General features: G+C 55.2%; 17 protein-coding genes. 9 read left to right on the forward strand and 8 right to left on the reverse strand.

Features of this window, described 5'->3' with window-relative positions; translation table 11 throughout:
* Window positions 1–69: 69 nt before the first annotated feature.
* Window positions 70–432 (reverse strand): response regulator, encoded by a 363-nt coding sequence (locus tag KQX66_RS06075; protein ID WP_284439784.1) that lies wholly within the window; start codon window positions 430–432, stop codon window positions 70–72.
* A gap of 98 nt (window positions 433–530) precedes the next feature.
* A complete protein-coding gene (locus tag KQX66_RS06080) occupies window positions 531–1,667 on the reverse strand; it encodes a response regulator (RefSeq protein WP_216790946.1) in 1,137 nt (378 codons plus the stop codon).
* Window positions 1,668–2,159: 492 nt separating this feature from the next.
* Here KQX66_RS06080 and KQX66_RS06085 point away from each other — a divergent pair, with 492 nt between their 5' ends.
* The 7 genes from KQX66_RS06085 to KQX66_RS06115 all read left to right on the forward strand — a co-directional run bounded on the left by KQX66_RS06085 (window position 2,160) and on the right by KQX66_RS06115 (window position 16,710).
* A complete protein-coding gene (locus KQX66_RS06085; protein ID WP_216790948.1) occupies window positions 2,160–6,638 on the forward strand; it encodes an S-layer homology domain-containing protein in 4,479 nt (1,492 codons plus the stop codon).
* A 209-nt stretch (window positions 6,639–6,847) separates the two neighbouring features.
* Window positions 6,848–8,008 (forward strand): glycosyl hydrolase family 8, encoded by a 1,161-nt coding sequence (locus KQX66_RS06090; protein ID WP_216790950.1) that lies wholly within the window; start codon window positions 6,848–6,850, stop codon window positions 8,006–8,008.
* On the forward strand, window positions 7,989–8,843 hold the full coding sequence (locus tag KQX66_RS06095; RefSeq protein WP_216790953.1) for a GGDEF domain-containing protein: 855 nt from the start codon (window positions 7,989–7,991) through the stop codon (window positions 8,841–8,843). The genes KQX66_RS06090 and KQX66_RS06095 overlap by 20 nt, the downstream gene beginning before the upstream one ends.
* Window positions 8,809–10,560 carry a polysaccharide deacetylase family protein gene (locus KQX66_RS06100; RefSeq protein ID WP_216790955.1) on the forward strand — a complete coding sequence of 584 codons (1,752 nt, stop codon included), beginning with the start codon at window positions 8,809–8,811 and terminating at the stop codon, window positions 10,558–10,560. The genes KQX66_RS06095 and KQX66_RS06100 overlap by 35 nt, the downstream gene beginning before the upstream one ends.
* Complete coding sequence (locus tag KQX66_RS06105) at window positions 10,553–11,827, forward strand: glycosyltransferase family 2 protein (protein WP_216790958.1); 1,275 nt, start codon at window positions 10,553–10,555, stop codon at window positions 11,825–11,827. The genes KQX66_RS06100 and KQX66_RS06105 overlap by 8 nt, the downstream gene beginning before the upstream one ends.
* A 23-nt stretch (window positions 11,828–11,850) precedes the next feature.
* A complete protein-coding gene (locus tag KQX66_RS06110; RefSeq protein WP_216790960.1) occupies window positions 11,851–14,139 on the forward strand; it encodes a cellulose biosynthesis cyclic di-GMP-binding regulatory protein BcsB in 2,289 nt (762 codons plus the stop codon).
* Between the two features lie 72 nt (window positions 14,140–14,211).
* Window positions 14,212–16,710, forward strand: coding sequence for a stalk domain-containing protein (locus tag KQX66_RS06115; RefSeq protein ID WP_216790962.1), 2,499 nt, complete (start codon window positions 14,212–14,214; stop codon window positions 16,708–16,710).
* Between the two features lie 58 nt (window positions 16,711–16,768).
* On the opposite strand, the gene KQX66_RS06120 is transcribed toward KQX66_RS06115, so the two are convergent.
* The 6 genes from KQX66_RS06120 to KQX66_RS06145 all read right to left on the reverse strand — a co-directional run bounded on the left by KQX66_RS06120 (window position 16,769) and on the right by KQX66_RS06145 (window position 22,733).
* Window positions 16,769–17,116 (reverse strand): DoxX family protein, encoded by a 348-nt coding sequence (locus tag KQX66_RS06120; RefSeq protein WP_216790964.1) that lies wholly within the window; start codon window positions 17,114–17,116, stop codon window positions 16,769–16,771.
* A 182-nt stretch (window positions 17,117–17,298) separates the two neighbouring features.
* Window positions 17,299–18,621, reverse strand: coding sequence for a LysM peptidoglycan-binding domain-containing protein (locus KQX66_RS06125; RefSeq protein ID WP_216790966.1), 1,323 nt, complete (start codon window positions 18,619–18,621; stop codon window positions 17,299–17,301).
* A 27-nt stretch (window positions 18,622–18,648) separates the two neighbouring features.
* Window positions 18,649–19,518 carry a LysM peptidoglycan-binding domain-containing protein gene (locus tag KQX66_RS06130; protein ID WP_216790969.1) on the reverse strand — a complete coding sequence of 290 codons (870 nt, stop codon included), beginning with the start codon at window positions 19,516–19,518 and terminating at the stop codon, window positions 18,649–18,651.
* A gap of 171 nt (window positions 19,519–19,689) precedes the next feature.
* Entirely contained in the window at window positions 19,690–20,832 is a 1,143-nt protein-coding gene (locus KQX66_RS06135) for a GNAT family N-acetyltransferase (RefSeq protein ID WP_216790971.1), read from the reverse strand.
* Between the two features lie 33 nt (window positions 20,833–20,865).
* Window positions 20,866–21,777 carry an N-acetylmuramic acid 6-phosphate etherase gene (murQ, locus tag KQX66_RS06140; protein WP_216790973.1) on the reverse strand — a complete coding sequence of 304 codons (912 nt, stop codon included), beginning with the start codon at window positions 21,775–21,777 and terminating at the stop codon, window positions 20,866–20,868.
* A gap of 14 nt (window positions 21,778–21,791) precedes the next feature.
* On the reverse strand, window positions 21,792–22,733 hold the full coding sequence (locus KQX66_RS06145; RefSeq protein WP_216790976.1) for a BadF/BadG/BcrA/BcrD ATPase family protein: 942 nt from the start codon (window positions 22,731–22,733) through the stop codon (window positions 21,792–21,794).
* Between the two features lie 210 nt (window positions 22,734–22,943).
* Between KQX66_RS06145 and KQX66_RS06150 the strand changes: the two genes are divergently transcribed.
* Both KQX66_RS06150 and KQX66_RS06155 read left to right on the forward strand, forming a co-directional pair.
* The gene (locus tag KQX66_RS06150; RefSeq protein ID WP_216790978.1) at window positions 22,944–23,816 is read left to right on the forward strand and encodes a MurR/RpiR family transcriptional regulator; all 873 of its coding nucleotides are present in this window, start codon (window positions 22,944–22,946) and stop codon (window positions 23,814–23,816) included.
* A 16-nt stretch (window positions 23,817–23,832) separates the two neighbouring features.
* A complete protein-coding gene (locus tag KQX66_RS06155; protein ID WP_216790980.1) occupies window positions 23,833–25,209 on the forward strand; it encodes an ABC transporter substrate-binding protein in 1,377 nt (458 codons plus the stop codon).
* Window positions 25,210–25,244 lie beyond the last annotated feature (35 nt).

A 25,244-nucleotide genomic window follows, 5' to 3' on the forward strand; every position in this document is an offset into this window, starting at 1 on the left:
CTATAATCCCGTTTGACCACTTTCTCAACACTCTGAAGGAGGCACTCAAGCCTCCTTTTCATTTGAACCCTAAACCTCAAGTAGCCTGTCGACGGCGTCCAGCACCCGCGAGCCTTGGAGCGGCTTGACGACAAAATCCTTCGCCCCGCTCCGGATCGCCTCGAGAATCATCTCGCGGTGCCCCATCGCCGAGCACATGATGACTTGCGCCGCAGGGTCGCGCTCCATAATCAATTTCAACGCTTCGATGCCATCCATATCGGGCATCGTAATGTCCATCGTAACGAGGTCCGGACGAAACGTAACATACTTCTCAATCGCTTCCCTTCCGTTGGACGCTTCGCATACGACTTGGTGCCCCGCAGTCTCCAATATATCCTTCATAAACATCCGCATAAATGCGGCATCGTCTACGACCATAATTTTGGCCAAATGGTATCACCGCCTCAAGAAACTACGCTTCTTGCACGTACATGCAGCACGCGCGAAGAAATCGCCTCCTGAGTATAGACGAAGGTTCTGAACATTTTTTAAACAACCCGCTCCCGGTACCACTGCTCAAGCGTTCTCGCCGGCTTCGTACCGAATTCGTCGTGCAGCATTTGCGACAGCGTATCGTATTGCCGTTCCACAGACACCCGGTCCCCGATATACGTAAAGAGCTTGATCAGCGCCCAGTACACCTCTTCCGTGAACGGGAACCGGCGCTGGATAAGGAAATAGAGCTGGAAAGCTTCCGCCGCATTGTCCCGCGTTTCCAGAAAAGCAGCGACGCGCATCGCGTGCCGGTACCACAACATACGCAGCCGCTCCCGCTCGTTCTCCGCCCACCAATAGCCGCAATCCTCCAGATAGTCGCCGCGATACAGCTCCAACAGCTGCAAATGCCGCGCGAGCGTATGCTCGCTGAGGGGCGGGGCCGTCTGTAGTCCCTCCTCCCACGTCACCACGTCAACTCCAACTCCGTTCAGCTCGAGCCGGTACCCTTTATCGCCACTAACGATTCGGATGCCGGGATGGACGGCATTTGCGGTTTTGCGGATTTGGTAAATGGTCGTGTAGAGCTGCGTGTAGCCTTTCTTCGGATCGATATCGGGCCAGAACAGCTCCAGCAGCGCATCTTTGCGCACGGGCTGGTCCCGAAGGTGAACGAAGTAGGCGAACAGCTCCTGCGCTTTGTTCGTTCGCCAATGCACGGGCCCGGATTCGCCGGTGTCGACCTCAAGCGTCTGAAAGCAGCGGATCGTAACCTGCTCCTTTGTCTTAGACGACCGAGCCGCGAGGTGCTCCGGTTCGGTTTTGGCGGCTTTGGCCTGCGTCAGCCGGGCTAATGTTTTGGCAAGCCTTTGCGTGGAGACAGGCTTCAGCAAATAATCGATCGCCGCCAGCTCAAAAGCCTTGAGCGCATATTCCTCGTAAGCCGTCGCAAAGATGATCTCGGTTTCCGGCAAGTGCGACATGATAATCTCGGCCGCTTCCAAACCGCTGAGCTCTGGCATGTCGATGTCCAAAAAGACGGCTTCCGGCTTCTCGCGCAGCACCGCCTCGACGGCTTCCGTCCCATTCTGATAGGCGCCCACAATGACGCCGCCGTTCAGCTTCTCAAGCTGTTTTTGCAAGCTGAACAAAGCCAGCGCTTCGTCATCTGCAAGAATGATCCGAATCATCGGCGCACCTCGCTTTGCGCAAACCTTGCAAACCCGACCCCATTGTCGTGTAGTTGAGTGGCCAAATTCGCGCCCTCCTCTTTCTGTATGCAAAAGTAATCTATTTGTTAAAAAGCCTGTTTACCCGGCAAAAATGTTCGTTCCAACGAACGGCTTAAAACCGCCCTTTTCCTATTTATGATCATATCAAAATTTCGTCCTCTTCTGCATTTTAAAACGAAAAAATGTTAATTATTTCACAAAATTAAAATTTGGATGAATTGGAAAAAAGATATGGATTTTCGTTCTTTCATCCGTTTTCAGGAAGTTTTGCGGCTGGTGCGGACTTGAGCGGCTGTTTTTTGTCGAAAGGTGTTCAGATTTTGTTCAGAAGCGGTTGGTAAAGTGAGCAAAAATTGTTCTTTAAAAAGAATGAGGGTGAGACGTGAAGACAAAAACCGGAAAGTGAGATTGCTTTTCCAGGAGAGAGAAGATGAAAAAGGAGCGGGAACGATGAAAGTGCATCGATCGAAATGGATGTCATGGCTGCTCATGATTTCCATGGTGGTAACCCTGCTGCAGCCGGCTTTGCAGGCTCATGCGGCGGAAGACAGCGTGAAGTGGGTTACCTACAAGAATGACGATTTTTCCAATGCAAAACAACTCTCGCTGTTCTCGTTAAACGGCACGGCCAAAGTGGCTACGGATAATAAAGACCGCCAGGTGCTGCGTTTAACGGAGGCATTAACCAACAAGTTCGGCACGGCTTTTAACAAAAAGCTTATTGCGCCGGGCGACAATTACTCATTCAGCACGTTTTTTAAATTCCGGTTGAATGAGAGCATTTCAGGTAATCCGGCCGACGGCATTACCTTCACGATTCAAGCCGAATCCAACACTGCGGGATCGGTAGGAGTAGGTATCGGATACGGGGGGATCAAGCCCAGCTTTGCGGTGAAATACGATACTTATAAAAACGATGACATGCTCGATCCGTCTAATAACTATATCGGACTGGCCGTAAACGGTAACGTGAAAAATACATCCGGGTGGCATACATCGGCGAACGAGCTTAGTTCGCAAGGCATTAAACTTTCCGACGGTACAGACTATTATTCGTGGATTGATTACAACGGAGCGGACAAAAATGTCAAGGTTTATATCAGCAGTACGGAAGCGCGGCCGACGACTCCTGTGCTCAATGTCGATAATATCGATTTGGCCGACACTTTCAAAGGGAAGCCGGGGGTTTATGCAGGATTTACTGCGGCAACGGGCGGCGCTTACGAGAGGCACGATATCATTTCGTGGTATTTCACGAACGAGCTGGCTCCGATCGATACGACGAAATACCAATACAAGCAGGCTCCGACGAACGTAACCGTCAATGCCGTGCCGACAGGGCAACCGGGTCAATTCCGAGTCATTGCCACGCTCTATGATGTCGACGGAAATCCGGTTTCGGATGCTCCAATTAGCTTTGCATCGACACAAGGCACTTTGACGAACAAGGATGCGGTTTCGGACGGCAGCGGCCGGGGAACGACGGTTCTGGATTTCGGAAGCAACCCGCCTTCGGGCGAAGTGACGGCCAAGGTGATGGTCGGGGGCGCTTATGCTACTGTAGCGATTCCGGCTTCGCCGACGAATCTGAAAGCGGGAACGACGCCGGAAACGGCTAACAAGCTGACCTGGAATACCGTGACCGGCGCCACGTATTACAATCTGTATAAAGACGGAGCGTTGTACGCGACGAATGTCAGCAGCGCCACTTATCAGGTAACCGATCTTGCTCCGGGAGAATTTGCGACATTCACCGTGACAGCGGTAGTCAAAGGCGAGAACGGCGTGATGGAATCCGCGCCGTCCAACAGCGTAACGCTTCCGACTTCGGCAGGACTTACGTTGGATAGCACCCGCTATACGCTGCCGATCGGCTCTACGCATCAAACGGTTGTTTCCTCCGTTTACTCGAGCGGAACCAAAGTCGATGTAACGAACCAATCCGCGTTCAGTTCGGCCAACAACAACGTAGTCACCATCAGTCCGAGCGGGCTTGTTACGGCTGTGGGCGCAGGAACGACCGTGATCAATGCCGTTTATAACGGAACAACATTGCAAGCCACGATTACGGTGCCGATTGCCGCTCCGACAGGGGTCGCAACGGACAATGTGACATCTACGGGCGCAACGGTGAGCTGGAACGCGGTTCCGGGCGCGCAGTCCTATAACATCTACGACAACGGGAAGCTGATTGCCTCCGGTATAACCGATACCCGTTATATGGTGACGGGACTTAAACCGGGAACGAACCATAACTTTACCGTAAGCGCGGTAAGCAACGGGATCGAATCGCCGGCTTCCGGCGCTACGGGAACGACTACATCGACGCTGCGCGATCTGGTGGTAACTCCGGCTAACTATACGCTTGTACCGGGTGCTACTCATCAGACGCAGGCGACAGCAGTTTATTTGGACGAAAGCATTAAAGACGTAACGAAAAAAGCAACCTACGTTTCCTCGAATCCCGATATCGTTTCGGTCGATGCGAATGGCGTGATTACGGCCAAAGCTCCGGGAACGGCCATCATTACTGTAACCTACGACGGAAAAATCGCAACCGAAACCATCGTAGTTCAAGAGCAGGTACCGCCGTTCAACTTAACGTTGAACAAATCGCCTGACTCCATTCCGGGAGACGGCAGCTCCAAAGTGACGTTGAGCGCGGGTGTCGTGTCGGCGGACGGAAGTCCGGTTGCCGGCGTGCCGGTCACGTTCCACTTCGGAAATACGAATAACGATGTAACGGCAATTACGAATGAACAAGGGATTGCTACCATCGAATACACGGCACCGGCGCTTCAAGGCCTTGCGCCTTTGAACGAAGTGATCACGGTATCCGCGAAAGATCCGAAATCGGGATTGTCGAAGCAGGAAAGCGTAGAAGTGACTTACATGCCTGCAGCCGTTCGAGGGATCGTGATCGACCAGGTGACAGGAAAACCGGCGGCAGGGGCAACGGTTTCCGTTTCCGCCGATTTTAACGGGGACGGCATCGTCGATTTCACTTCGACCGTAACGACCGCACAAGACGGTTCTTACCAAATCGGGGTACCCCGGGGCAATTTCGCCTATACGCTGAATATTCAAACGCCGGTACAGCTCGGAAACCGGACGGTAACCTTGAACAGCACGCAAACGGCAGTCGTAGGCCAATTGAATGCGGCAGGCCAAAAAATTGATTCCGCGAACAAAATCAGCGGTCAACTGTTTATCGCGCCTTCCGCTTCGAATGTGCAGCAGACGCCAGAAAGCTTGTTCGGAAGCGGCAACGTCAGCGCCGTCATCCAAGGCATCAACGGGACCGACTTCAAATCGACGCTGGCGCTGAAAGCTGACGGAAGCTTTGAATTGGAGAAAGTGCCGGGCGGGCAGTACAAAATTTCGTACCAGATTAAAGCGCCGAATGGCACCGTGTTGGCCGGACCGTCGGCGACCGTCACAGTGAAGCAAAACGGGGAATTGGGCGTTGTCTACTCCTTGATCGATCCTTACGGCACGATTACCGACGAGGCTTCCGGCAAGCCGGTTGACGGAGTTAGCGTGAAGCTGTATTGGGCAGATACGGAGCTGAATAAACAAAACGGCCGTACGCCGCACACGCCTGTCGAATTGCCTGAATTGCCGGCTTTTGCGCCGAATAAGAATCACAACCCGCAGCTGTCGGACGCTGCCGGGCAGTACGCCTGGATGGTGTATCCGAATGCGGACTATTATATTGTCGCTATCAAAGCAGGGTACTACGATTACAGCACGCTGGTGACGAAACCGAATGCTCCTGCAGCCAACGGTTCGGACAGCTACATTAAAGACGGCATTATTCACGTCGGGCAAGATATCGTAGCCTTCGATTTCAAGATCCGGCAAATTCCTGCAAGTAACACTTCATCCAATTCGTACGGCGGCGGATTTTACTACGGGTCTGCAACGTCCGATGTTACTTTGAATCTGTCTGTGGATAGGAACCTTGTAAAAGAGGGCGAGCAATCGACGATTACGGTCGATTATAAGAACCAATCCGTCTTCTCGATCGATGCTGGAGTCGTCACCGTTACGATCCCGGCAGGAGCGGAAGTGATCGATGCGGACGGCGGTACCGTGAGCGGAAACACGGTGACGTGGAAAGTCGGCAAGCTGTCGGCCGGTCAAGCAGGAAGCTACAAGCTCAAGCTGAAATGGAAAGCGGTCGCCGCAGCGGATGCGGAATTCGATATTCAAGGAAAGTTCACGGTGGAAGGAAATACATCGAACTCTACAAAGGCCGACTCTACGGTCAAGATGAAAGTGTTTTCCGACCGTTTCGGAAATCTGAAGCATCAACGTTACATTTTAGGCTATCCGGATGGCAAGTTTCACCCGGAAAACGCTCTGACGCGTGCGGAGCTGGCAGCGATTGTTGCGAGAATGAAGGAAAATGCAAAGGTAACCGACGCTCTTACGTATAACGATGTTCAAGAGAGCCATTGGGCGGCGAATTACATCAAGATTGCCACGAAATACGGCTACTTTAACGGCTTCGAAGACGGCAGCTTCCGTCCGGAAGCCAAGGTATCCAGAGGTGAGCTGGCCTCCGTTATGGCGCGTTTCCTGAGCCTGAATGTCAGCGCATCCGGCGAGAATCACTTTAAGGATGTCCAACAACATTGGGCAGGGAATGCGGTTGAAGCGCTGTACCGCGGCAAGTTTCTTGCCGGTTACGAGGACGGCACCTTCAAGCCTGCGGACAGCATCCGCAGGGTCGAAGCGGTGACGATGATTAACCGGATGCTGTACCGCGGTCCGCTGAAAGGGGTTGCCCCTCAGTTCCCGGATGTCGCGGAAAGCCATTGGGGCTTCGGTGACGTGCAGGAAGCTACCGTTTCACACGAATCCGTAAGGAACGCTGACGGAAGCGAAGCTTGGAAGAGCAGCATGACGGACGATGTGCAATAAATAAGTGGAACGGGCGTAAATTTGCGCCTGATGGAAGGAACGCCCGGAGATTGTGAGCCGGGCGTATTTCCATTGCCTGATAACCTCTCAAAAAAGTTTCGTAACCAGTTGTGAAATGAAAGCATCAGTGGTACGCTGTTCGTAAAAACAAACATCTTTGTTCGCAAATACAAACACGGACCGCAGACCTTAGAAGCTGACGCTGCCGGATGGGAAAGGAAGAACGGGACGAAATGAGGCTGGCTTATGTTACCGTCGCTCTATTGGTTATGCTGATGGCCGCCGCTTTACTGCTGGCAGGAGGGCCATTCGCATCGAATGCTTTGAAGGGAAAGGCGGACGATTCGGAGTCCCGGAGCGACAGGCTGCCCGGAGAAATTTTTATCCGGCGGCACATGGTGAACGCGGACGGGACGCTGAAAACGAATTTGAAGCCGCAAGCGGCCGCGAGCCGGGACGTGGCGCAGGGGGAAGAGTCGCTTTCCGAATCGATGGGGCTGTGGCTTCAGTACGCGGTCCAGAAGGGCGATAAAGCCTTGTTCGAGCAAAACGTCGGCGTTCTGCAAGATCGTTTTCTCAAAGACGACGGGTGGATCTATTGGAAAGTCGGCGCGTCGTCCGAAGCGGTCAGCACCAACGCCTTGATCGACGATTTGCGGATTGCGGACGCCTTGTACAAGGCCGGCAGCAGGTGGGACAAGCCGGCTTACACGGCGCTGGCGGATACGATCTCCGGCAGCATCGCCCAAAATATGGTCACGAATGAAGGTCGGTTCTCCGACTTCTACGACCATGCCTCTGCATGGAAAAGCAATGTTTTAACCTTGTCCTACTTGCAGGTCTCCGCATTCAAAGTGATGTACGAGCGCGGCAAGCTGAGCGAATCGGTCTACACGGGTGCCGTTGATTTTCTGAAGAACCTCCCGACGCGCGACACGTGGTTTCCGTTCTCCTACGATTCGGATAAAGGAACCTATCTGTATAACGACGAGATCAACTGGATCGATCAGCTGTATATCGTTTACCATCGCGCCCAGGCGGGCATCCCCTCAGACGAGGTCTGGTCCTTGCTCAAGGAACAGTTCAATAAGTATGGCGTCCTGTACGGAAGGTACCATGCTCAATCCAAATTGCCCGCGGTAGACTTCGAATCTCCGGCGGCCTACGGGTTGGCGATCCTGAGCGCTGTGGAGCTTGGGGACCGGGACTTTGCCCAAACGCTGTATTACCGGATGCTGCGCTTTCAAATCTTGAACCCCGCGAACGAATGGTATGGCGGTTTTGTGTTCGACGACGACACGCATATTTTCGACAACCTCGTTCCGTTATTGGCGGAAAGGAAAATGTACGATGAAGGGCTTCTACGCTAAAAATCAAACCTATCTTTTCTATCAGCTCCTCCTGCTGCTGCTTACGCCGCTTGTCTGCTTGTTTGCGGCCGGGTTTCCTCCGGTCTCCTGGAGCAACGCGCTTTTGCTGGCTGCCGTCCTGCTCATTGGCATCGCGGGGACGGTATTCGGCTTGGTGGCCGGTCTGGGCCTCAGTCTCGCCGTCCTGTTCGTATTCGGGTCCATTTTGCTATGGAAGGCGTTCGTTTCTTCCGCGATCTTCCTGTCACCGGGAGAGATTGTCATCTGGATGGCGGCGATCCTTGCGGCGCCGGTCGTCACCGGTATGCTTCACAAGTGGGTCGCGACAACTACGGCCGAAAATCAAGAGATGAAGGACAAGTTCGATCAGCTTGTCACCATTGACGAACCGACCGGCTTCGATAATTACAAGCGCTTCTTGTTCGAAATGGAGGACGAGTTCAAGCGCTCGCGAAGAACCAGCGCGCCCTTTACGCTTCTGTTGATCCAGGTCAAGTACTTCCAGCAGTTTCAAACCTTGTACGGCGCCAAGGAGACGCTTCATCTGCTGCAATCCCTTTCCGGTGTTTTATGGAACCATACCCGAATGACCGACCGCAAATTCCGTATTGCGGACGATACGTTTGCTGTCATCTTGTCGAACACCGAGGAAGAAAATGCGGATATCGTGATCGGAAAAATCGGCGGTTTGTTCAAAACCCACGTGCTTGCCAATCAGAAACAAGCCGTTACGCTAAGCGTGGCTTTCGGCGTTGCGAGCTACGACGAGGGACTTAGCGACGCGAAGGAGCTGGTGCAGCATGCGAACGATGAGCTTGAGCAGTATATTCCATAGAACGTTCCGGACCGTTGTCTTGTTTGGCGCCCTGCTGCTGCTGATAGGAAATGCGCACGGGGCGTGGGCTTCGGCGGCGAAAGAAACGGAAGACGCCCGCAAAATCCTGGTGGTGTACACGACGGAGGACGGGGCGATTAGCGAATCGGTCCGGATTTTGGATCTTCTGCTGGGCCGTTTTACGGGGAATGTCGTATTCAAGAGCGACGAAGCCGTGAAGAGCGAGGATCTTCGCGGCATCACGCATTTGGTGTATTACGGCGCGGTGCCCAAGGCTTTGCCGCAGCAGGCCGTGCAGCTCATGGCGGCCTACAGCGGGCCGTTTCTCGCTGTCGGCGACAATGTCGGGCAGCTGGGCGAACGTTTTTCGTTCATATCGGTCGAGCAGAAGGTGGCGATCCACAAAGTATCGAAGCGGGACGACTCCTCCTACGACCTGCTGGAGCAGACTTATCCGATTGCGCAGATCGCGCTCCGCCGGGGCGAAGCGATTCTGCAGGGATGGAAAGGGGAGCAGGCGTATCCGCTGCTTGCGGTGGACCGGAACAGCTATTATTTTTCCGCGGTCAACCTGGATGCGCCGTTTCTGAATTATTTGGGAGAAGGGCTCTATCCCTTTTTCCGGGAGCAGCCTGCGGCGGGCCATCCGGCTTACATTCGCCTGGAGGACGTCCACCCGCAGTCCGATCCCGTGCTGTTGAAGGCTGCCGGCGAGGTGTTGGAGGAAAAAGGCATCCCCTATATGATTGCGCTCATCCCGGTGTATACGAATCCGGTTACGCACGAGCAGCTGCGTTTGAAGGATGCGCCGCAATTGGTGGAAGTGCTGAAAGAGCTGCAGAAGCGCGGCGCGAGCATCGTTCTGCACGGGTATACGCACCAATACAGACAGTCGGAGACCGGAGAGGGCTTCGAGTTCTGGGACGTGGAAAACAACGCCCCGATTATGGACGAGCCCGACCGGGAGGTTACGGTCCGGTACAGGCACGACTTTCCGAGCAAGGAAGCGTACGAGAGCTACGCGGAAAAGAACAGGCAATTCAACGAATCGTATACCCGTCACCGGCTGGAGAGCGGCATCAAGGAGCTGACGGAGCTTGGGCTGTATCCGCTCGGCTTCGAGGCTCCGCACTATACGATGAGTCAGGAAGGGTACCGGGTGGCCGCGGAATATTTTCAATACGTGCTCGGGCAGGTGCAGTTGGGCGACCGGGATTGGCAGCGGATGAGCGCGGCTCCGTACGTTACAGCCCCTGCGTTCCTGCACGGCATGACCCTGCTGCCCGAGACGATCGGCTACTACGATGCCGCCTCGCCTTCAGTGGCTGCGGATACGGCCCGAAAAGTAAGACAAATGCAATTCGTGAACGGCAGTGTCATCGGCATGTTTTATCATCCGTATCTCGGGGCGGACCGGCTGAAGGAATTTCTTGCGGCGGTGGAGACCGTTCCCGGGCTGGAATGGATCGATTTGAAGCGTCTGGAGCATAAGCCGTCGGAGCGGTTTCGGGCGGTGGATCGTACGGATACGCCACTCGTCCTGACGGCCGCCTCCCGCCCGCTGCCGGAGCTCGGGGATATGGGCGTTTCGCAAAAAATTTTATGGGGCATTGCGGCGGTCGTCGCGCTGGCCGTCATTGCGTTTCTGATTTATACGCTGCGTATTCGAATGAGCTTACGAAAGCAGTTGTTTGAGGAGCGGAGCATCCATGGCTGAAATTTTATTTTACGTCTCGTTAACGATGATCTGGATCATGCTCTTGTACCACATGTTTCTGATGCAAGGAGGGTACCTGCATTATTTGCGGTACAGGAAGCCGATCGAGAAATGGGAGCAAGCCAAGGCTCCGCTTCCCAAGGTAAGCATCCTAATCCCCGCGCACAACGAGGAAGTCGTGATTGAACGGACAATTAAAGCGATGGTCCGGCTCGATTATCCGAAGGACCTGCTGGAGATCATCGTCGTCAATGACAATTCGTCGGACCGGACGGGCGAAATCGCGGACAGCTACGCGGCCAAATATCCGTGCGTCCAAGTGGTGCACACCAAGCCGCCCAATGCGGGCAAAGGCAAATCGGGCGCGCTGAACCAAGGCTTGCTCCATTCCAGCGGCGAAATTATCGTCGTCTATGATGCGGACAATACGCCGGAACGGCAGGCGGTTCGTTACCTGGTTCTGGCGATGCAGAACGATCCGTCGGCAGGGGTCATTGTCGGGAAATTCCGCGTTGTAAACGCAGCCCGCAACCTGCTCACGCGCTTCATCAACATCGAGACCATTTCCTTCCAGTGGATGGCGCAGGCCGGCCGCTTCAATTGGTTCGGGGTGACGACGATTCCGGGGACGAACTTTGCCATCCGCCGCAGTCTGATCGAGCAGCTGGGCGGCTGGGACGAGAAGGCGCTCGCCGAAGATACGGAGCTGACGATCCGCGTCTACGATGCCGGCTACTATATCCGGTTTTTTCCCGCAGCTATCACGTGGGAGCAGGAGCCGGAAACGTGGAAGGTGTGGTGGAAGCAGCGGACCCGGTGGGCGCGCGGCAACCAGTACGTCGTGCTGAAATTTATGCGGCATCTGTTCGCGCTGAAAAAGAAACGGATCGTGTTCGATCTGGTGTACTTCTTTTTCACGTACTTCATGTTTTTCATGGGCGTGATCGTATCGGACCTGCTGTTCGTCATCAACCTGTTTGTCGATTTGCATCTGGATGTCGGCATCGTTTCGATCATTCTATGGATACTGGCGTTCTTCCTGTACGCCACGGAAGTGATGATCGCGCTCAGTATCGAAAAGACGGAGTTTACGCTGAAAAATTTTGCGATCGTTCTGCTGATGTATTTTACCTATTCCCAGTTGTGGATCGCACTGGTCATTTATGCCTTATATTTGGAAATCAAACGCGTGCTGTTTCGTCAGGAGACGAAATGGTACAAGACGGAACGCTTCTCGAAAGACAAGAAGGGCGAAGCCGTATCATGACAACGAATAGGTGTGAGAGAACAATGAACAACGGTTTCGGCCTGAGGAAGGCCATCTTATTGCTGGGCGCCGTCCTTGTGGCGTCGGGATCTTACTCGTCTCTCGTCAAGGCGGAGGGAGCGGACGGCGGGCGGCAGGTGAAAGCGACCCCTTGGAAAGAGGGAGCGGCGGTCGCGACCGATTCGAACGTATCGGCGTTGTCGCCGGGCTACGTGCACCGCTTCGCGAACGATCCGATCATGCTGGCCGGCGTAGACCGGTCTTACGATGTGTATTATAATGTGCCGAAAGCCGAGCTTGGGAGCAATCATTATTTGGAGCTTGATCTGAGCTACTCCGACCTGCTGCTGCCTTCCCAATCTACCTTGACCGTCCTGGTGGACAATAAGCCGCTGAAGAGCGTGTTTTTGACCAAAGAGGAGGCGAAGCAGCGCAAAGTGACGATTGCGCTCGGGGCGGACGAAGCGAAGCCCGGCTTTCACAAGCTGACGTTCGCCAAGCATGGCGTCGTCTCGGACGATTTCTGCGAGGACCCGGACAACCCGGCCAACTGGCTTCAAATCGCGCGTTCGTCTTTCGTCTATATCGATTCGAAGGAGACGTACACGACAGCGGACCCGCTGAAGGAGTTCCCGTACCCCTTCATCGAGCCGGGGACGACGGACGAGGTATACGGAGTGATCGTCGTGCCGGATGCCCCGTCGTCCGAGCTGCTTTCCTCCGCTTTGGAGCTGGCGGCCCGGTTATCGTCGCTAACGGCGGCGAAAAAGCCGGTTCCGATGATGACGGAGTCGGAATGGGCGAAAGCGGACGGCAAACCGGCCCATGTCATTGCCATGGGGAGCGTCGGAGCCTGGACCGGCCCGGTGAAAAAAATCGTCGAGGACAACGGCGTTCGCGCCGAGAACGAAGAGCTGGCGCTCGACTCCATGTCGCTGGAGGAGGCCGGAAAGAACGGCTCGAAGCAACTGCTGCTGCTGTCCGCGGCCAAGGATGAGGCGATCGCGGAGAAGCTGCGGATCTTAACGAATCCGAAGCTGGCGGAGCAGTTGACCGGAAGCCATTTGGTGATTAGACAGACGCCTGCGGTCACAGATGAAGGCGACGAGCCGAAAAAGCTGACGCTCGCTTCGTTCGGCTCCGAGCACCTGCTGCTGAACGAGACGAAGCCGGAATCCGGCAAGCTTAGCGTCGTCGTGCCGTCCTACTGGAAGCTGACCGGCGAGAGCTCGCTGGAGCTGAAGCTGAAGGTATCTCCGCTGCTGATGGCCGAGATCGGAGAGCAGACGGAGCGCAAGACCGAGAAAAAAACGAAGGAGACCGGGGCCGGCCGTTACGGAAAATACGGACTGACGGTAACGGTGAACGGCATCCCCAAGACGGTATCCCTTCAGGAACCGGCCAAAACGAAAACGCAGGGCGATACCTATACAGTGAACATTCCTTTAACCTCCGCTTTGCAGGATAAAGACAGCAGCGGAGCGCTCGATATTGTATTTACGGCCAATATCGGCCTGACCGAGGGACCTTGTACCGGGGACAGCAACAACGGCCGGTGGATTTTCGTTGACAAGGCAAGCACGTTCAACGTGCCTCACGAAATGGCGAAGGACAGTTCGTTCCAGCACTGGCCTGGGCCTTTTGTCAGCGACCAGGGAACCGATCGTACGGCCATTCTCGTGCCGCAGCAGGTGAACGGGACGTTCCTGTCGCAGCTTTCCCGGCTTGCCGGGGATTTGACGTCCGCTTCGGATACGAACCGTCGGATCGCGGTATTCCGCGAACCGCTTGACGATCAGGCGCTCAAGCAACTGAATGATTATCATGTGATCGTGCCGGGAGACCTCGGCCAATTCCCGTCACTGCAGAAGCTGCGCGACAAACTGCTGCTCCCGACGGAAAACGACCGGCTGCAGCTTGGGAAGTACGCCGCAATTAACGAAACGACCGATTATGCGGCTTGGATCCAGCCGTCGGTCTGGAACGAAAACCGGGTGATGGCCGTCTTCCAGAAGGTGAACGCCGGGGCAGGGGAGCAGGGCTCTTTCGTTCATCCGAATCTGCTGCAATATTTGAAGAGCACGAAGAAGCCGGGCCAAGTCGTCATTATGAACAAGGCGAAAGCTGTGTTCACCGTTGCGGCCCCCTCGGATTCCAGGACGGCTCAAGATGACAATGCGTTGAATCCCGCAGGGAAAGCGCCCGGTATTCCGGTATGGCTTATGGTGCTGATTCCGGTGCTGCTGGTCGGGCTGCTGATCGTGTTTATTCGGGTGCGGCGCAAGGAGAAGCGGGACGCCGGAAAGCAGTAGAACAGCAAGAGCGACAATGGACGGCTTCCCCGGATGAAGTAGCAAGGCATACTAATCGGCGGGGTGGAAACGTTGAGCAGGAAAACGGTACTTTCGATGCTTTTGATTTTTGTTATGTTGGCTGCCTGGCAGCCTTATGCCTGGAGCAGGGTTTACGCGCAGGACGCCTCAACGTCGCCAAGAGAGAACATCGTCCTGGTTTCGGCTCCCGAGGCGAAAGAGAACGAACCGTACGTCCGGATGCTTCGGGCCTTGGGCCGGTCCGTCACGTTGACGGACCCCGGCTCCCTTGAACGGCTGGACTGGGCGAAGGTGAAGCTGCTCGTCCTGCCGGGACGCGCGGCAAGCGCATTAGATGGAAGCGCGGCGGAGCGAATCGCAGCGGAGGTGTCCAAAGGGATGCCGCTTTATACCGAGCAGCGCACTCTCCTGAGCGAAAAGCTGGGCTTGGCGTTTGACGGAACGCAGGCCACGGTGTTGGGGCTTTCCGACCCCGGTCATCCGGAAGCCGACATTCGCTGGGACAACCCGCAACAGATAGCGGGTTTCGCTTCCCGCGAGCTGTCGGTTTTCGCCAAGGATGCGTCTTCCGGGACCGCTGTTGTTGCCGGAGGGAAGCGGGGCGAGGGGAAATTTCTGTACAGCGCCGTCGCTTTAGGTGAAGGCGGCAGCTACGGGTACGAACGGCTCCCTTATCTGCATGAATACCTGGCGCAATGGTTTGAATGGAAGCCGCAGGCGGAGCGTCCCCGGCTGTCCGTCTTTATGGACTGGGGCTATCATTATCAGGAAGACCCCTATGAGCTCGCGGATCGGCTCAAGAGCTACGGCGTGAGCGAAGTGCATTTAAGCACATGGTACGAATTGGAGCAGATCACTTCCTTTTATAAGCCGTTCATTGAAGCGGCCCACAGCAACGGGATATCCGTATATGCCTGGATCGAGCTGCCGATGGTCAGCCAAGCGTTCTGGGAGGCGCATCCCGAGTGGAGGCAGAAGACGGCGCAGGGGGAAGACGCGCATCTCGACTGGCGGTATTTGATGGCGCTGGAAGATCCGGCTTGCATGGAAGCGGTCAAGGCCGAGCTGCGGAAGCGATTGGCGGCGTTCGCATGGGACGGAGCGAATCTGGCGGAGCTTTATTTCGAATCGCCGGCGTCGGGTCCGGAAGACCCGTCGAAGTTTACTCCGATGAGCGGGGCTTTTCGCCAAAGCTTTCAGGTGAAGCACGGCTACGATCCGCTTGAGGCGTTCGATGCCGGCGGCAGCCGTTACTTCAAGACGAATGCGGAAACCCTGAAGCAGTTGACCGATTTCCGGGCGCAAACGGTGCTCGATCTGAACCGGGAGCTGATGCAATACCTGAAATCGTTGTCCGGCGAGCTTTCTTTGGACTTGTGGATGACGCAGATCGACAGCTTGCATGAGAGCCATATGCGGCAAAATATCGGCGTCGATTCGCAGCAGTTCATTCGGCTTCAGAACGAACAAGACTTTACGCTGCAAATTGAGGACCCGTACACGATGTGGGGGCTTGGCCCGGACCGCTACGAGAAGTTGGGGAAAGCCTACCGGGCACAGCAGCGCGAGGGCGAAAAGCTGGCCATCGACATCAACATCGTAGAACGCAGCGCCGGGCTCCCGACGAAAAAGCAGACGGGCCTGGAGTTTCTGATGTTGGTTTCCGAGGCGGCCAAGCAAGCGGATACGGTCACGGTCTATGCGGTCAATACCGTGAACCCTCAGGATTGGAGCCTTGCCTCGCAAGCGCTGGCAGGCACCACTTCGATCGTGAAGCGGGGGGAGCAAGCATGGGAAACCGCTAACGATCGAACCGTCCGCTATGCGATGAACACGCAGGGCAAGCGTTTTTCGCTGGACGGCAAGCCGTGGCCTTTCGTGGACCGAAGCGGCATTTGGGTGCCCGGAGGAAGGCACCGGATCGAGGCGGCGGACGATACGCAGCGGCAGGCTGCAAGCTTAAGCATCACGGATTTGAACGCAGAGATCGTCGACGGCTCGGTCACGGAGCAGGGCGTCGCCTTCTCGTATGAGGCGAGCGGCCCGGCGTACATACGCGTCAGCGAATGGCCGGGAGCCGTGATCGTCGATGGGCAAGCCGTGACGGCTCCCGTATTTTACAAAGACGGGCAGTATGTCGTGAAGCTTCCCAAAGGGAAGCATACGGTACAATTGAGCCCGTCCTCCGGAGGCCAAACGGTTCGTCTGGCGATGAACCGGACGATTGTCCCATTTACGGAGCCGCCCGCGGTTGTTGACGGAACGTCCTTGTTTCCGCTGGCCGACCTGCTGCAGGCGATGGGGGCGAAATACGAATGGAGTCCCCGGGAGGAGACCGTCGCGGCGGAGCGCGATGGCTACGTGCTGTGGCTGCAATTGAACAATCCGCTGGCCAGAGCGAACGGCGAGGATGTCCGGCTGGAAGTGCCGGCCACCCTGCGGAATGAGAAGACGATGGTGCCTTTGCGCTTCGTCAGCGAGGCGCTTCATTATGAAGTGAAGTGGAATGAACCTAAGCAAGTGATCGAAGTAAGGCCCAAAAAAGATTGAACGAAAAATAGACCGATCCGTCCGGTGGGATGGCGGTCTATTTTTGTTTTTTAGGGGTTCAATATGTAGCAGCGATCATGACAACGGACAGCGCAAGCATCAAAGCGGCATTGACGGCCATCACCGGCCGGTGCTTTGCCCGGAACAAATGCGCATGAATCGCCCCCAGCATCAAGGCGACGAAGAACAAGCCGACGTACGGCAGCAGCGCGGGAAGCCGGAACCCCGCAAGAAGCGCAGCGACGCCCGCAAGCTCTCCCAACCCCGTAAGGGTCAGGAACCACATCGGGTATCGGTATTCGTTCCAGTGCCGAACCATCGACGGCGTCCGCTTGAGCTTCATAAAGGAAGAAATCGAGAACATTGCGGCCAGTATCGTTTGAATGACGACAACGAGCGTGGACAAGTCGCAACCGCCCTTTCGTGAATTATATTACTTATTAGTAATGTTACTATAAAGTAATATAATTCTGCAGCGGACTTTTGTCAACGCAAAAAAAGCGGGCCGAAGCCCGCTTTCGAAGCTCCCTGCTATGAAGATATCCGCTCTCGTTTCTTGATAAAGCAATTGTTCTATTTTGAAGAATACTAACGGGTGGTCTTAAAGCTAAGAGGGAATTTTTTAAACAATGCATAAACCTGGTTCATTCCGCCCCATTGTGCAAATAACTGCTGGGCCTGTTCCGCGATTTGTCGTGGAGTTTTCGGCGAGCATATATTTTCGCCGCTCTGCGCAAATACGATATATAAAATTCCGTCCTCGATCCCTCCTGATTTGGGGCTGGAAGGAATTCCGAGCATTGCGGCGAGAGCGATCGAACCGATACCGAGAGAATCGTCCGGTCCCGCGTCCCCCACGATGGCATAGCCGATTGTGTTATTCATCGTATTCATCACCATACAAAAGTCCCCGATTTTAGCGCCCATCATATGGCGGGCCGGCAGTGCAATATAGGGGATCACGGTGGCATCCAGATACCTCGTCGGGTCGGAAACAGGCTTCGAGCAATCCGATAAAACGGTCTTGGAAATATAGTAGCCGGGCGCGGGATCATTGCTTCCTTGAACGAGAGGATTTCCGGAAGAATCGGTGACAAGTCCCCACCAGTATCCCTCGGTTCCGGCTCTATTCAGAAAATCAAATGCCAATTCGCTATTCCGATGGAAGGCTTTGGCGGCGCCGGCGGCAGTTACGGACATTTTACTCACAAAGAAAAAGGCGGTTCCTTTTTTTCCGGCTGCTTTCCATGTTTTAATATCGGCCTTCAAGCCGTTGTCATGAAAAGTCATATACTCTATTTTATAGGGAGCAAGAACAGGAGGGGACGGATGATGGCTCAATGGAGCAGGGGGCTGTCTGGAACTCGGGGTTCCGGTCGGTATGATTAAAGTCTGTCCAGCTTTGATCTCTTCGCTGGCCAGTTTATTCATTTCCATAACAGCTTGTTTGGTGGTGTTGAATTGTTTGGCTATGGAGTCCAAGGTGTCTCCGATATCCACCTTATAGGTTTGAGCAGGTCTCACGGGCGTGCCGCTCTGTAATTCCGGCTCCGGAAAGACTGCCGTCTCGTCCGTAAGGCTGTGATGCGGCGAGCCGGTCTGGCCAGAAAAAACGAAGCGAGTCTCAATCTGCAGTTTTTGTCCCGGAACAATGAAGTCGCTGTCCAACTTATTGAGCTGCATTATCGCATGTTTGGTGGTGTTGAATTGTCTGGCAATCGATTCCAATGTATCCCCTACCTTCACATAGTAGGTCAAGCTAAATCTGGAAGGCGACGGGATGAAGAGCCTTTGACCTATATATAGAACGCCATTGGATATCGAATTTGCCCAAACCAGTGTCTGTATTGGAACACCAAATTGCTGAGAAATCCGGGATAAGCAGTCTCCCGGTTGTACAATATACCACATGATCCTCCCTCCTTGGGCGAACAGACATTAGATCGTAATATTATAGTGCTCATCGAGCACGAACTTAGCCTGAGGCCACCCTCCCCATTTTCTAAAAAAACGATGTGCATCCCGGTTTATTTCCGGCACACTCTTAATCGTTCTAACGCCGTTAGCTGAATTGGGAAATATAATATACAGAATTCCGAAAGGCTCAAAGGCTCTTAACGGGTTTGGCGTGATATCCTTAATGTTGAGACGCTTACCGAGATCAACCGAGCCTTCGCCTATTTTACCTGAGAACGACGTGTTCCCCGCAAGCACGACGGTATCTTGTTTAGGGCCCCAATCTGCACAGATTGCGTATGCCGCTTCTTTTGTTCTCGTATTGATAACCACTCCATAATCCCCTAGACTTACCCAATTTGTATTATGAGGGATGACATAGAAGGGGACGGTTTCACTCCTGAAACAGTTTCCGCATGGGCTGACGGAATGGTCGCAAATCGAAAAGCATCCCGTTGCTTCTACGGCCATTTTGCTCATAAAGAAATAAGCGGCTCTTGCGTTGTATATGGGAATGTCTTTCCTGATATCTCTCGCTTTGAAGACGGAAATTTGATGGCCTTTTTTAACTTCCGGGAAATCAGGCCACGTACCGGGTATGGGTTGCGTATCTTGGGGACGAGGCACTTCTTCGCTCCGCCAATCGTTTTCCTCCGCTTCCCTCCATGGTGCTGCCTCGCCTTTCTCCGAATAATGTCGTTCGCTCGCGGGAGTGGCAGGGATGATCAACGACTGACCCGGGGAAATTACGGGAACGGACATTCCGTTAACGGCCATCAGCCGCTCTGGTTTGACTTGGAAGCCATGGCAGATATATTGAAGCGAATCCCCCGGCTTAACCGTGTAAATCATAGCTCCATCACCTCCACACATATATAATTCATTTGATTTTAAAGTATGCATTTTATACGGAAATAAGCGTAATTGTTTAAACGAAAAAAAGACCGCTCTCCACTGGGCAAACAGAGGAGAACGATCTTTTTTTGGATCTGATCCGGCTGGGAATTTAAGAAGGAAGCCCGCTCACACATAATTCAATCCGGCCGTAAAAGGAAACGGCACCGGGAACAGCTCTTTCAGCCCGATGCGAAGCGCGGCGTGCTCCGCCATGCCTTCGTCTCCGCCGAAGACGAGCGAGATGAACGCCTGCGGGTCCAGTTCGGCCGACAAGCCGTCGTATTCGAGCTTGACCCGGCCGTCGCCCGCGGATTGCACGCGAAGCGCTTCATGGCGGCCCGGAGCCGCTTCCGCCCAGTACGGCCGGAGCTGCTCGATCAAGCGCTCGGGCCGTACTACGTAGACCGTGCCTTGATTCGGCTCCTCTTGATACGGCACCGGTTCGAGCGCCTCCAGCCAATCGCTTTCGTGCACGGAAACCGGAAGCTGGATCTGCTCCAGCTCCAGCCGCTTGAGTGCATGCGCGGCCAGCAGCGCCACGGCCGGGCCGTCCCCGGCGGCTTCGATCAGGAACGGAACCCGCTTCGGGACGAGCGGCGGGTTCGGCACGGCGGCCACAAGAAACGCCGCAGGTTTGCCGTTCCGCTCGGCGACGAGCACTCGATGCTTCATCTTAATGCAGCTGACGAGCGCCTCGTTATGAACCAGATTCGCCAGGTCGGTGACGCTGTGCTCGAAGCGGGCCAATCTTGCGCCCGCCAGCTCCCGCAGATACAGCCAATCGGTCGGCTCCAGATCGCGCACCCGCACGCCTTCGGAAGCGTGCCGGCTTTGCAGTGCCTGCGCGGCAGCCGCATCCACCGTATACCTCCGGACAACGCCGAACGGCAGACAATGGACCCGGGTATACAAGGAACGGCCGCCCGAAATGAGCAGCAGGGACGCTCCCGCCTTGTCGATATGTTCAAAAATACGCTGTAAAATCAGGCTGGCGTAGCCTTTGCCCCGGGCCGCCGGATCGGTGCCGACGGAGCCGAGCTGATACGTGCCGAGCGCTGCCTTGCCGATGCGGATCGTGACCGGCACGAGTCCCATGAACGAGACCAGCTTGCCGTCCTCGAACGCTCCGTAAGACTGGCCCAAGGCCGTTGAAAACACGTCGGGAAACGCAGGTTGCATCGAAATTTGCTGCGCATCGCGAAAAATCGAGTCCGAAAGCTTAACCGCTTCGGCCATCTCATCCTGCCGGACGAGCCGTATGTCTGCCACCGTAAATTCTCCTCCTTGTTTCTCGATCCCGTGTTAATTGCCGTTTGCCAGCGCCACCGCCTGGCGGACAAAACCGCCCGAGCGCTCCAGCAGCTCGCGCGCGCCGTCCCGGTCCGTCTTCGCCAAAATCATGATGATCGCGGTTTTGACATGTCTTCCGGACTCGTTATACGCTTCGCTGATCACATCCTCCGGCGCGCCGGTCGCCATGCCGATAATCCGTTTGGCACGGTAGACGAGCTTCTCGTTGGAAGGCAGAACGTCGACCATGAGATTTTCGTACACTTTGCCGATACGGATCATGGAGGCGGTCGTCAGCATGTTCAGGATCAGCTTCTGTGCGGTGCCCGATTTCATCCGGGTCGAGCCGAGCACGACCTCCGGGCCTGCGACGGCTTCCAGCATCAGATCGGCGATGCCGGCCATCGGGGTGTGCTGGTTATTGCATAGACCGATCACGGTCGCTTGCTTTTCCTTCGCGCGCTTCATGGCGCCAAGCACATACGGGGTGCGGCCGCTGGCGGCGATGCCGACGACCACGTCGCGATCCGTCACGCCATGCTCGTCGATATCCTTGGCGCCAAGCTCCTCGCTGTCTTCCGCGCCCTCGACCGGGTCTTTCACCGCTTGAAAGCCTCCTGCAATGATGCCCTGCACCATGGACGGGTCCGTTCCGTAGGTCGGAGGACATTCGGACGCATCGAGAATGCCGAGCCGTCCGCTGGTGCCGGCGCCGATGTAGAACAGCCGGCCCTGCCGCTGAAAAGCGGCGACGATCCGGTCGACGGCATGCGCGACTTGCGGCAGGATGCGGCCGACCGCCTCGGTGACCAGACGGTCCTCCGCGTGGATGAGCCGGACGATTTCCTCGGAACTGAGCCGGTCGATCTGCGTCGTATTTGGATTGCGCTGTTCGGTAGTTAATTCGTTCAGCAGGTTATACATAGGGATTGCTCCTTTTATCGCGTTCTTTGAAAGAGCTCGAAGCCGAGCAAGGCGGCGCCGTAAGCGGCGGGCTGCTCGGATGCCGGGTGCAGACGCAGCCCGGGAAACGTTTCGGAGATCGTCTGCCGGAACGTATCGGCGAACAAAGGAGAATGCTTGAACACCGAGCCCGTCGTCACAAGGTCCGAACCCGGGAACCAGGCGTCCTTGCGGACCAAGGCTGCCACGGCGACGGCAAGCTCCGCAGCTGCGCCTTCGATAATGCGCACAGCAACGGCATCCCCTTGCTTGCTTGCGTTGATGCACAGCTCGGCAAAGGCGGCGACGTCTTTTTTGCGAATGTCCGGTCCGTAGATGTACGTTTTCAGTTCGGTAATCGAGTCAAAGCCATACGTGTGCCGGATCATATCCGTTAAGGCTGTTGCCGGGCTGATGCCGTCATGACTGCGCATCACGGCTTGCAGCGCGTGAAGACCGATTTGGTAACCGCTTCCTTCATCGCCGAGCAGATGCCCCCAACCGCCGACTCGGTAGCGCCGGCCTTCCGGCGTGCAGCCGAAGACGATCGAGCCAGTGCCGGAGACGACGGCGATGCCGTACTCGCGGCGCAGCGAAGCCATCAGGACGATTTCCGCATCGTTGCGCACGAACACCTCGAATGAAGCGCCGACTCGGGTCTGATAAGCCCGGAGAACGGCTTCGACGGCTTGCTTTTCCTCCGGCGTATCGGTCCCGGCCATGCCGATGCAGACGGCCAGACAGCGTCCGCTGGCACAGGCTTCATGCTGAAGCACTTCGTCCAGCACGGCTTCCAGATGACGGGAGGCCTGCTCGAAGCCGATCGCCTTCGAATTCGTCGATTCGCCCGTACAGCCGAAGAGCCGGTTGCCCGAAGTGTCGATGACGAGCGCTTCCGTCTTGGTACCGCCGCCGTCGATTCCAACGATATAGTCCATCTTTATCACCCTCTTTGCATAATTCGAGTATAAGACAACGAGGCTTGGTTTGTAAAACAAAATTTCACGTTATAAAAATAATATTGATTTAAAATTTCAAATACGCTATAATGAGTTTGATCGTTGGAAACGGTATCAATAACATGAATATGTTTTAATTAATTACTTTGTATGTAATAATAACTTACATATGAAAAGGGGGTGAGCGCAATGCATGGAGGTTTGGTTCGGTTAAGAGAGATTTTAGAAGGGTTGAACCCTTCGGAGAAAAAGGTCGCGGAGTACGTGCTCGCGCATCCCGAGCGGATGATCGAGCTGTCCGTCGCCCAGTTGGCCGAAGCGAGCGGAGCCAGTCAGGCCGCCATCATCCGGTTATGCAAATCGATGGGCGTGAAGGGCTACCAGGATTTGAAGCTGAAGGTGGCGGGAGACCTCCGGGAATCGGGGGGCGTGCAAGGTTACCAGGAAATCCGGCCGCAGGATTCGATTGCGACGATCGTGCAGCACGTTTCCAACAATAATATTCAAGCGATCCACGACACGGTGAAAATTCTCGATTTGGAGCAGGTGTCCAAGGCGGTGGAGGCGCTTCAACAGGCGAAGCGGATTTATTTCTTCGGCATCGGCGCCTCCAATCTGATCGGCCAGGACGCGCAGCAGAAGTTTTTGCGCATCAACCGGACGTGCTTCTGCTTTGCCGATCCACATGTGCAGCTTGCGTCGGCAGTTACCTTGACCGAAGAGGACGTCGCCGTCGGTATCTCGTACTCTGGTGAAACAAAGGAAGTCATCGCCGCGCTAAAAGCCGCCCAACAGAACGGCGCCGTAACCATCGGCATCACGAAGTACGGCAGCACGACGCTCGCCCAGTACACGGACATTCCGCTCTGCATCTCCTCGACGGAGAACGAGATCCGAAGCGGGGCGATGTCGTCCAGGATTACCCAGCTTAACGTGATCGATATTTTATACCTCGGGGTCGCCAGCAACAACTACGAGCAGTCCGTCATGTACCTCGACCGGAGCCGTCAGGCGATCCGGGAACTTGCGAACGGCATGTCCAAACTTAATCATAAAAGCTAACTAGGGGGATGGATGTATGAAGGTCAGCAAACTGCTTGCCATGACGGTAGCTTTAAGTCTCGTATTTGTTTCCGCCTGCTCCAAAAAAGAAGGGGGAGCCAACGCCCCGGCCGGAGAAGCTGCGAAAGACGACAAGAAGCCCGATACCGTCAGGGTATGGGCCTACCCGGTTCATGGGGATTACGAGAAGGACATCAAGGAACTGATCGCCGATTTCAACAAGCAGTACCCGCATATTAAAGTAGAGTACGAAGTGCTGTCCTGGGCCGAAGGTCCGAAGAAATTCGACATTGCTCTGAACGCGGGCGACCCGCCGGATTTGTATTACCATGCGGTGTCGGGGCACTATGTCAACACGGGGCTTGCCATCCAGCTCGACCAGTTCCTGACCCCGGAAATCAAGGACGATTACTTGCCGGGTATGCTTGATCTGGGCCAAATTCAAGGCAAGCAATACGGGCTGCCGCTGACCGCAGGACAATGGAATTGGGGTGGCAACAAGCGCATTTTGGAAGAAGCGGGTGTCGACTGGAAGAAGATTCAGGAGAAGGGCTGGACCTGGTCCGAATTCAGCGACATCGCCAAGAAGATGACCAAGAAGCTGCCTGACGGCTCAATGCAGTATGGTCTCGTGACGGACGGCACCAGCCTCGATTTCAGCCAGTTGATCGCGCAAAACGCCGGTCTGGTCGACGTATTGGACGAGAAGGGCAAGTTCATTTGGAACGATAACAAAATTCTCGACTCCCTCAAATTCATCGACAGCTTGATGAAAGACGGCATAATGCCGAAGGAAACGGGCGGACTCAACCCGCAGCAGAGAACGCAAATGTTCTACGACAGCAAAGCCGCCGTCATCAGCAAAGCGCTGCCTTATTACGATACGATTATCGCCAACCGCAACAAAGATATCGACGCGGACAAAGTGAAGGGCGAGAAAATCGACTTCGTCCTGCTGCCGGTTCCGCACCATGAGAATGCGCCGGGCAAGACGTACGTGATGGGCGAAGGCTACGTCATGTTCAAGCAGAAGAACGACAAGGGCGCGCAGCACGCGAAGAACGCTTTCCTCGTGATGGAAGCGCTGAGCGGCGCGAAAGCGGGGAACTCCTCCAACGAGCTGAACCTGCCGTTCGTCCGCAAGTCCCAGGCAACAATGTATGAAGGCAAAGGCAAAGCCCAGAAGTACAACTGGGAGGCCGCACAAAATTTCATGAAGAGCACCACGAGATCGGTCGAGAGCAATCTGGACGTCGATAAGTCGACGAAGCTGAAGCAGTTCCAGGAGCAAGTGCAGAAGCCGGCCATCCAGGCGCTGTTCGCCGGGGAGAAAACGCCGGAGCAAATCGCCGAAGAATTCAAAACCAAAGGCAAGCAAATGTTCGGCCAATAATGCAGTAACAAGCCGCGCGAAAAGGTGCCCTGTAT

The sequence above is a fragment of the Paenibacillus oleatilyticus genome (assembly GCF_018998565.1).
In the GTDB taxonomy this organism is placed as follows: domain Bacteria; phylum Bacillota; class Bacilli; order Paenibacillales; family NBRC-103111; genus Paenibacillus_G; species Paenibacillus_G oleatilyticus.

Excerpts from the sequence above, each read along its gene's own strand:
- KQX66_RS06105 (WP_216790958.1), top strand. The coding sequence starts at position 10,553 with ATGGCTGAAATTTTATTTTACGTCTCGTTAACGATGATCTGGATCATG.
- murQ (WP_216790973.1), bottom strand. The coding sequence starts at position 21,777 with ATGTATAACCTGCTGAACGAATTAACTACCGAACAGCGCAATCCAAAT.
- KQX66_RS06110 (WP_216790960.1), top strand. The coding sequence starts at position 11,851 with ATGAACAACGGTTTCGGCCTGAGGAAGGCCATCTTATTGCTGGGCGCC.
- KQX66_RS06085 (WP_216790948.1), top strand. The coding sequence starts at position 2,160 with ATGAAAGTGCATCGATCGAAATGGATGTCATGGCTGCTCATGATTTCC.
- KQX66_RS06150 (WP_216790978.1), top strand. The coding sequence starts at position 22,944 with ATGCATGGAGGTTTGGTTCGGTTAAGAGAGATTTTAGAAGGGTTGAAC.
- KQX66_RS06155 (WP_216790980.1), top strand. The coding sequence starts at position 23,833 with ATGAAGGTCAGCAAACTGCTTGCCATGACGGTAGCTTTAAGTCTCGTA.
- KQX66_RS06130 (WP_216790969.1), bottom strand. The coding sequence starts at position 19,518 with ATGATTTACACGGTTAAGCCGGGGGATTCGCTTCAATATATCTGCCAT.
- KQX66_RS06080 (WP_216790946.1), bottom strand. The coding sequence starts at position 1,667 with ATGATTCGGATCATTCTTGCAGATGACGAAGCGCTGGCTTTGTTCAGC.
- KQX66_RS06125 (WP_216790966.1), bottom strand. The coding sequence starts at position 18,621 with ATGTGGTATATTGTACAACCGGGAGACTGCTTATCCCGGATTTCTCAG.
- KQX66_RS06145 (WP_216790976.1), bottom strand. The coding sequence starts at position 22,733 with ATGGACTATATCGTTGGAATCGACGGCGGCGGTACCAAGACGGAAGCG.
- KQX66_RS06090 (WP_216790950.1), top strand. The coding sequence starts at position 6,848 with ATGGGAAAGGAAGAACGGGACGAAATGAGGCTGGCTTATGTTACCGTC.
- KQX66_RS06100 (WP_216790955.1), top strand. The coding sequence starts at position 8,809 with ATGCGAACGATGAGCTTGAGCAGTATATTCCATAGAACGTTCCGGACC.
- KQX66_RS06095 (WP_216790953.1), top strand. The coding sequence starts at position 7,989 with ATGAAGGGCTTCTACGCTAAAAATCAAACCTATCTTTTCTATCAGCTC.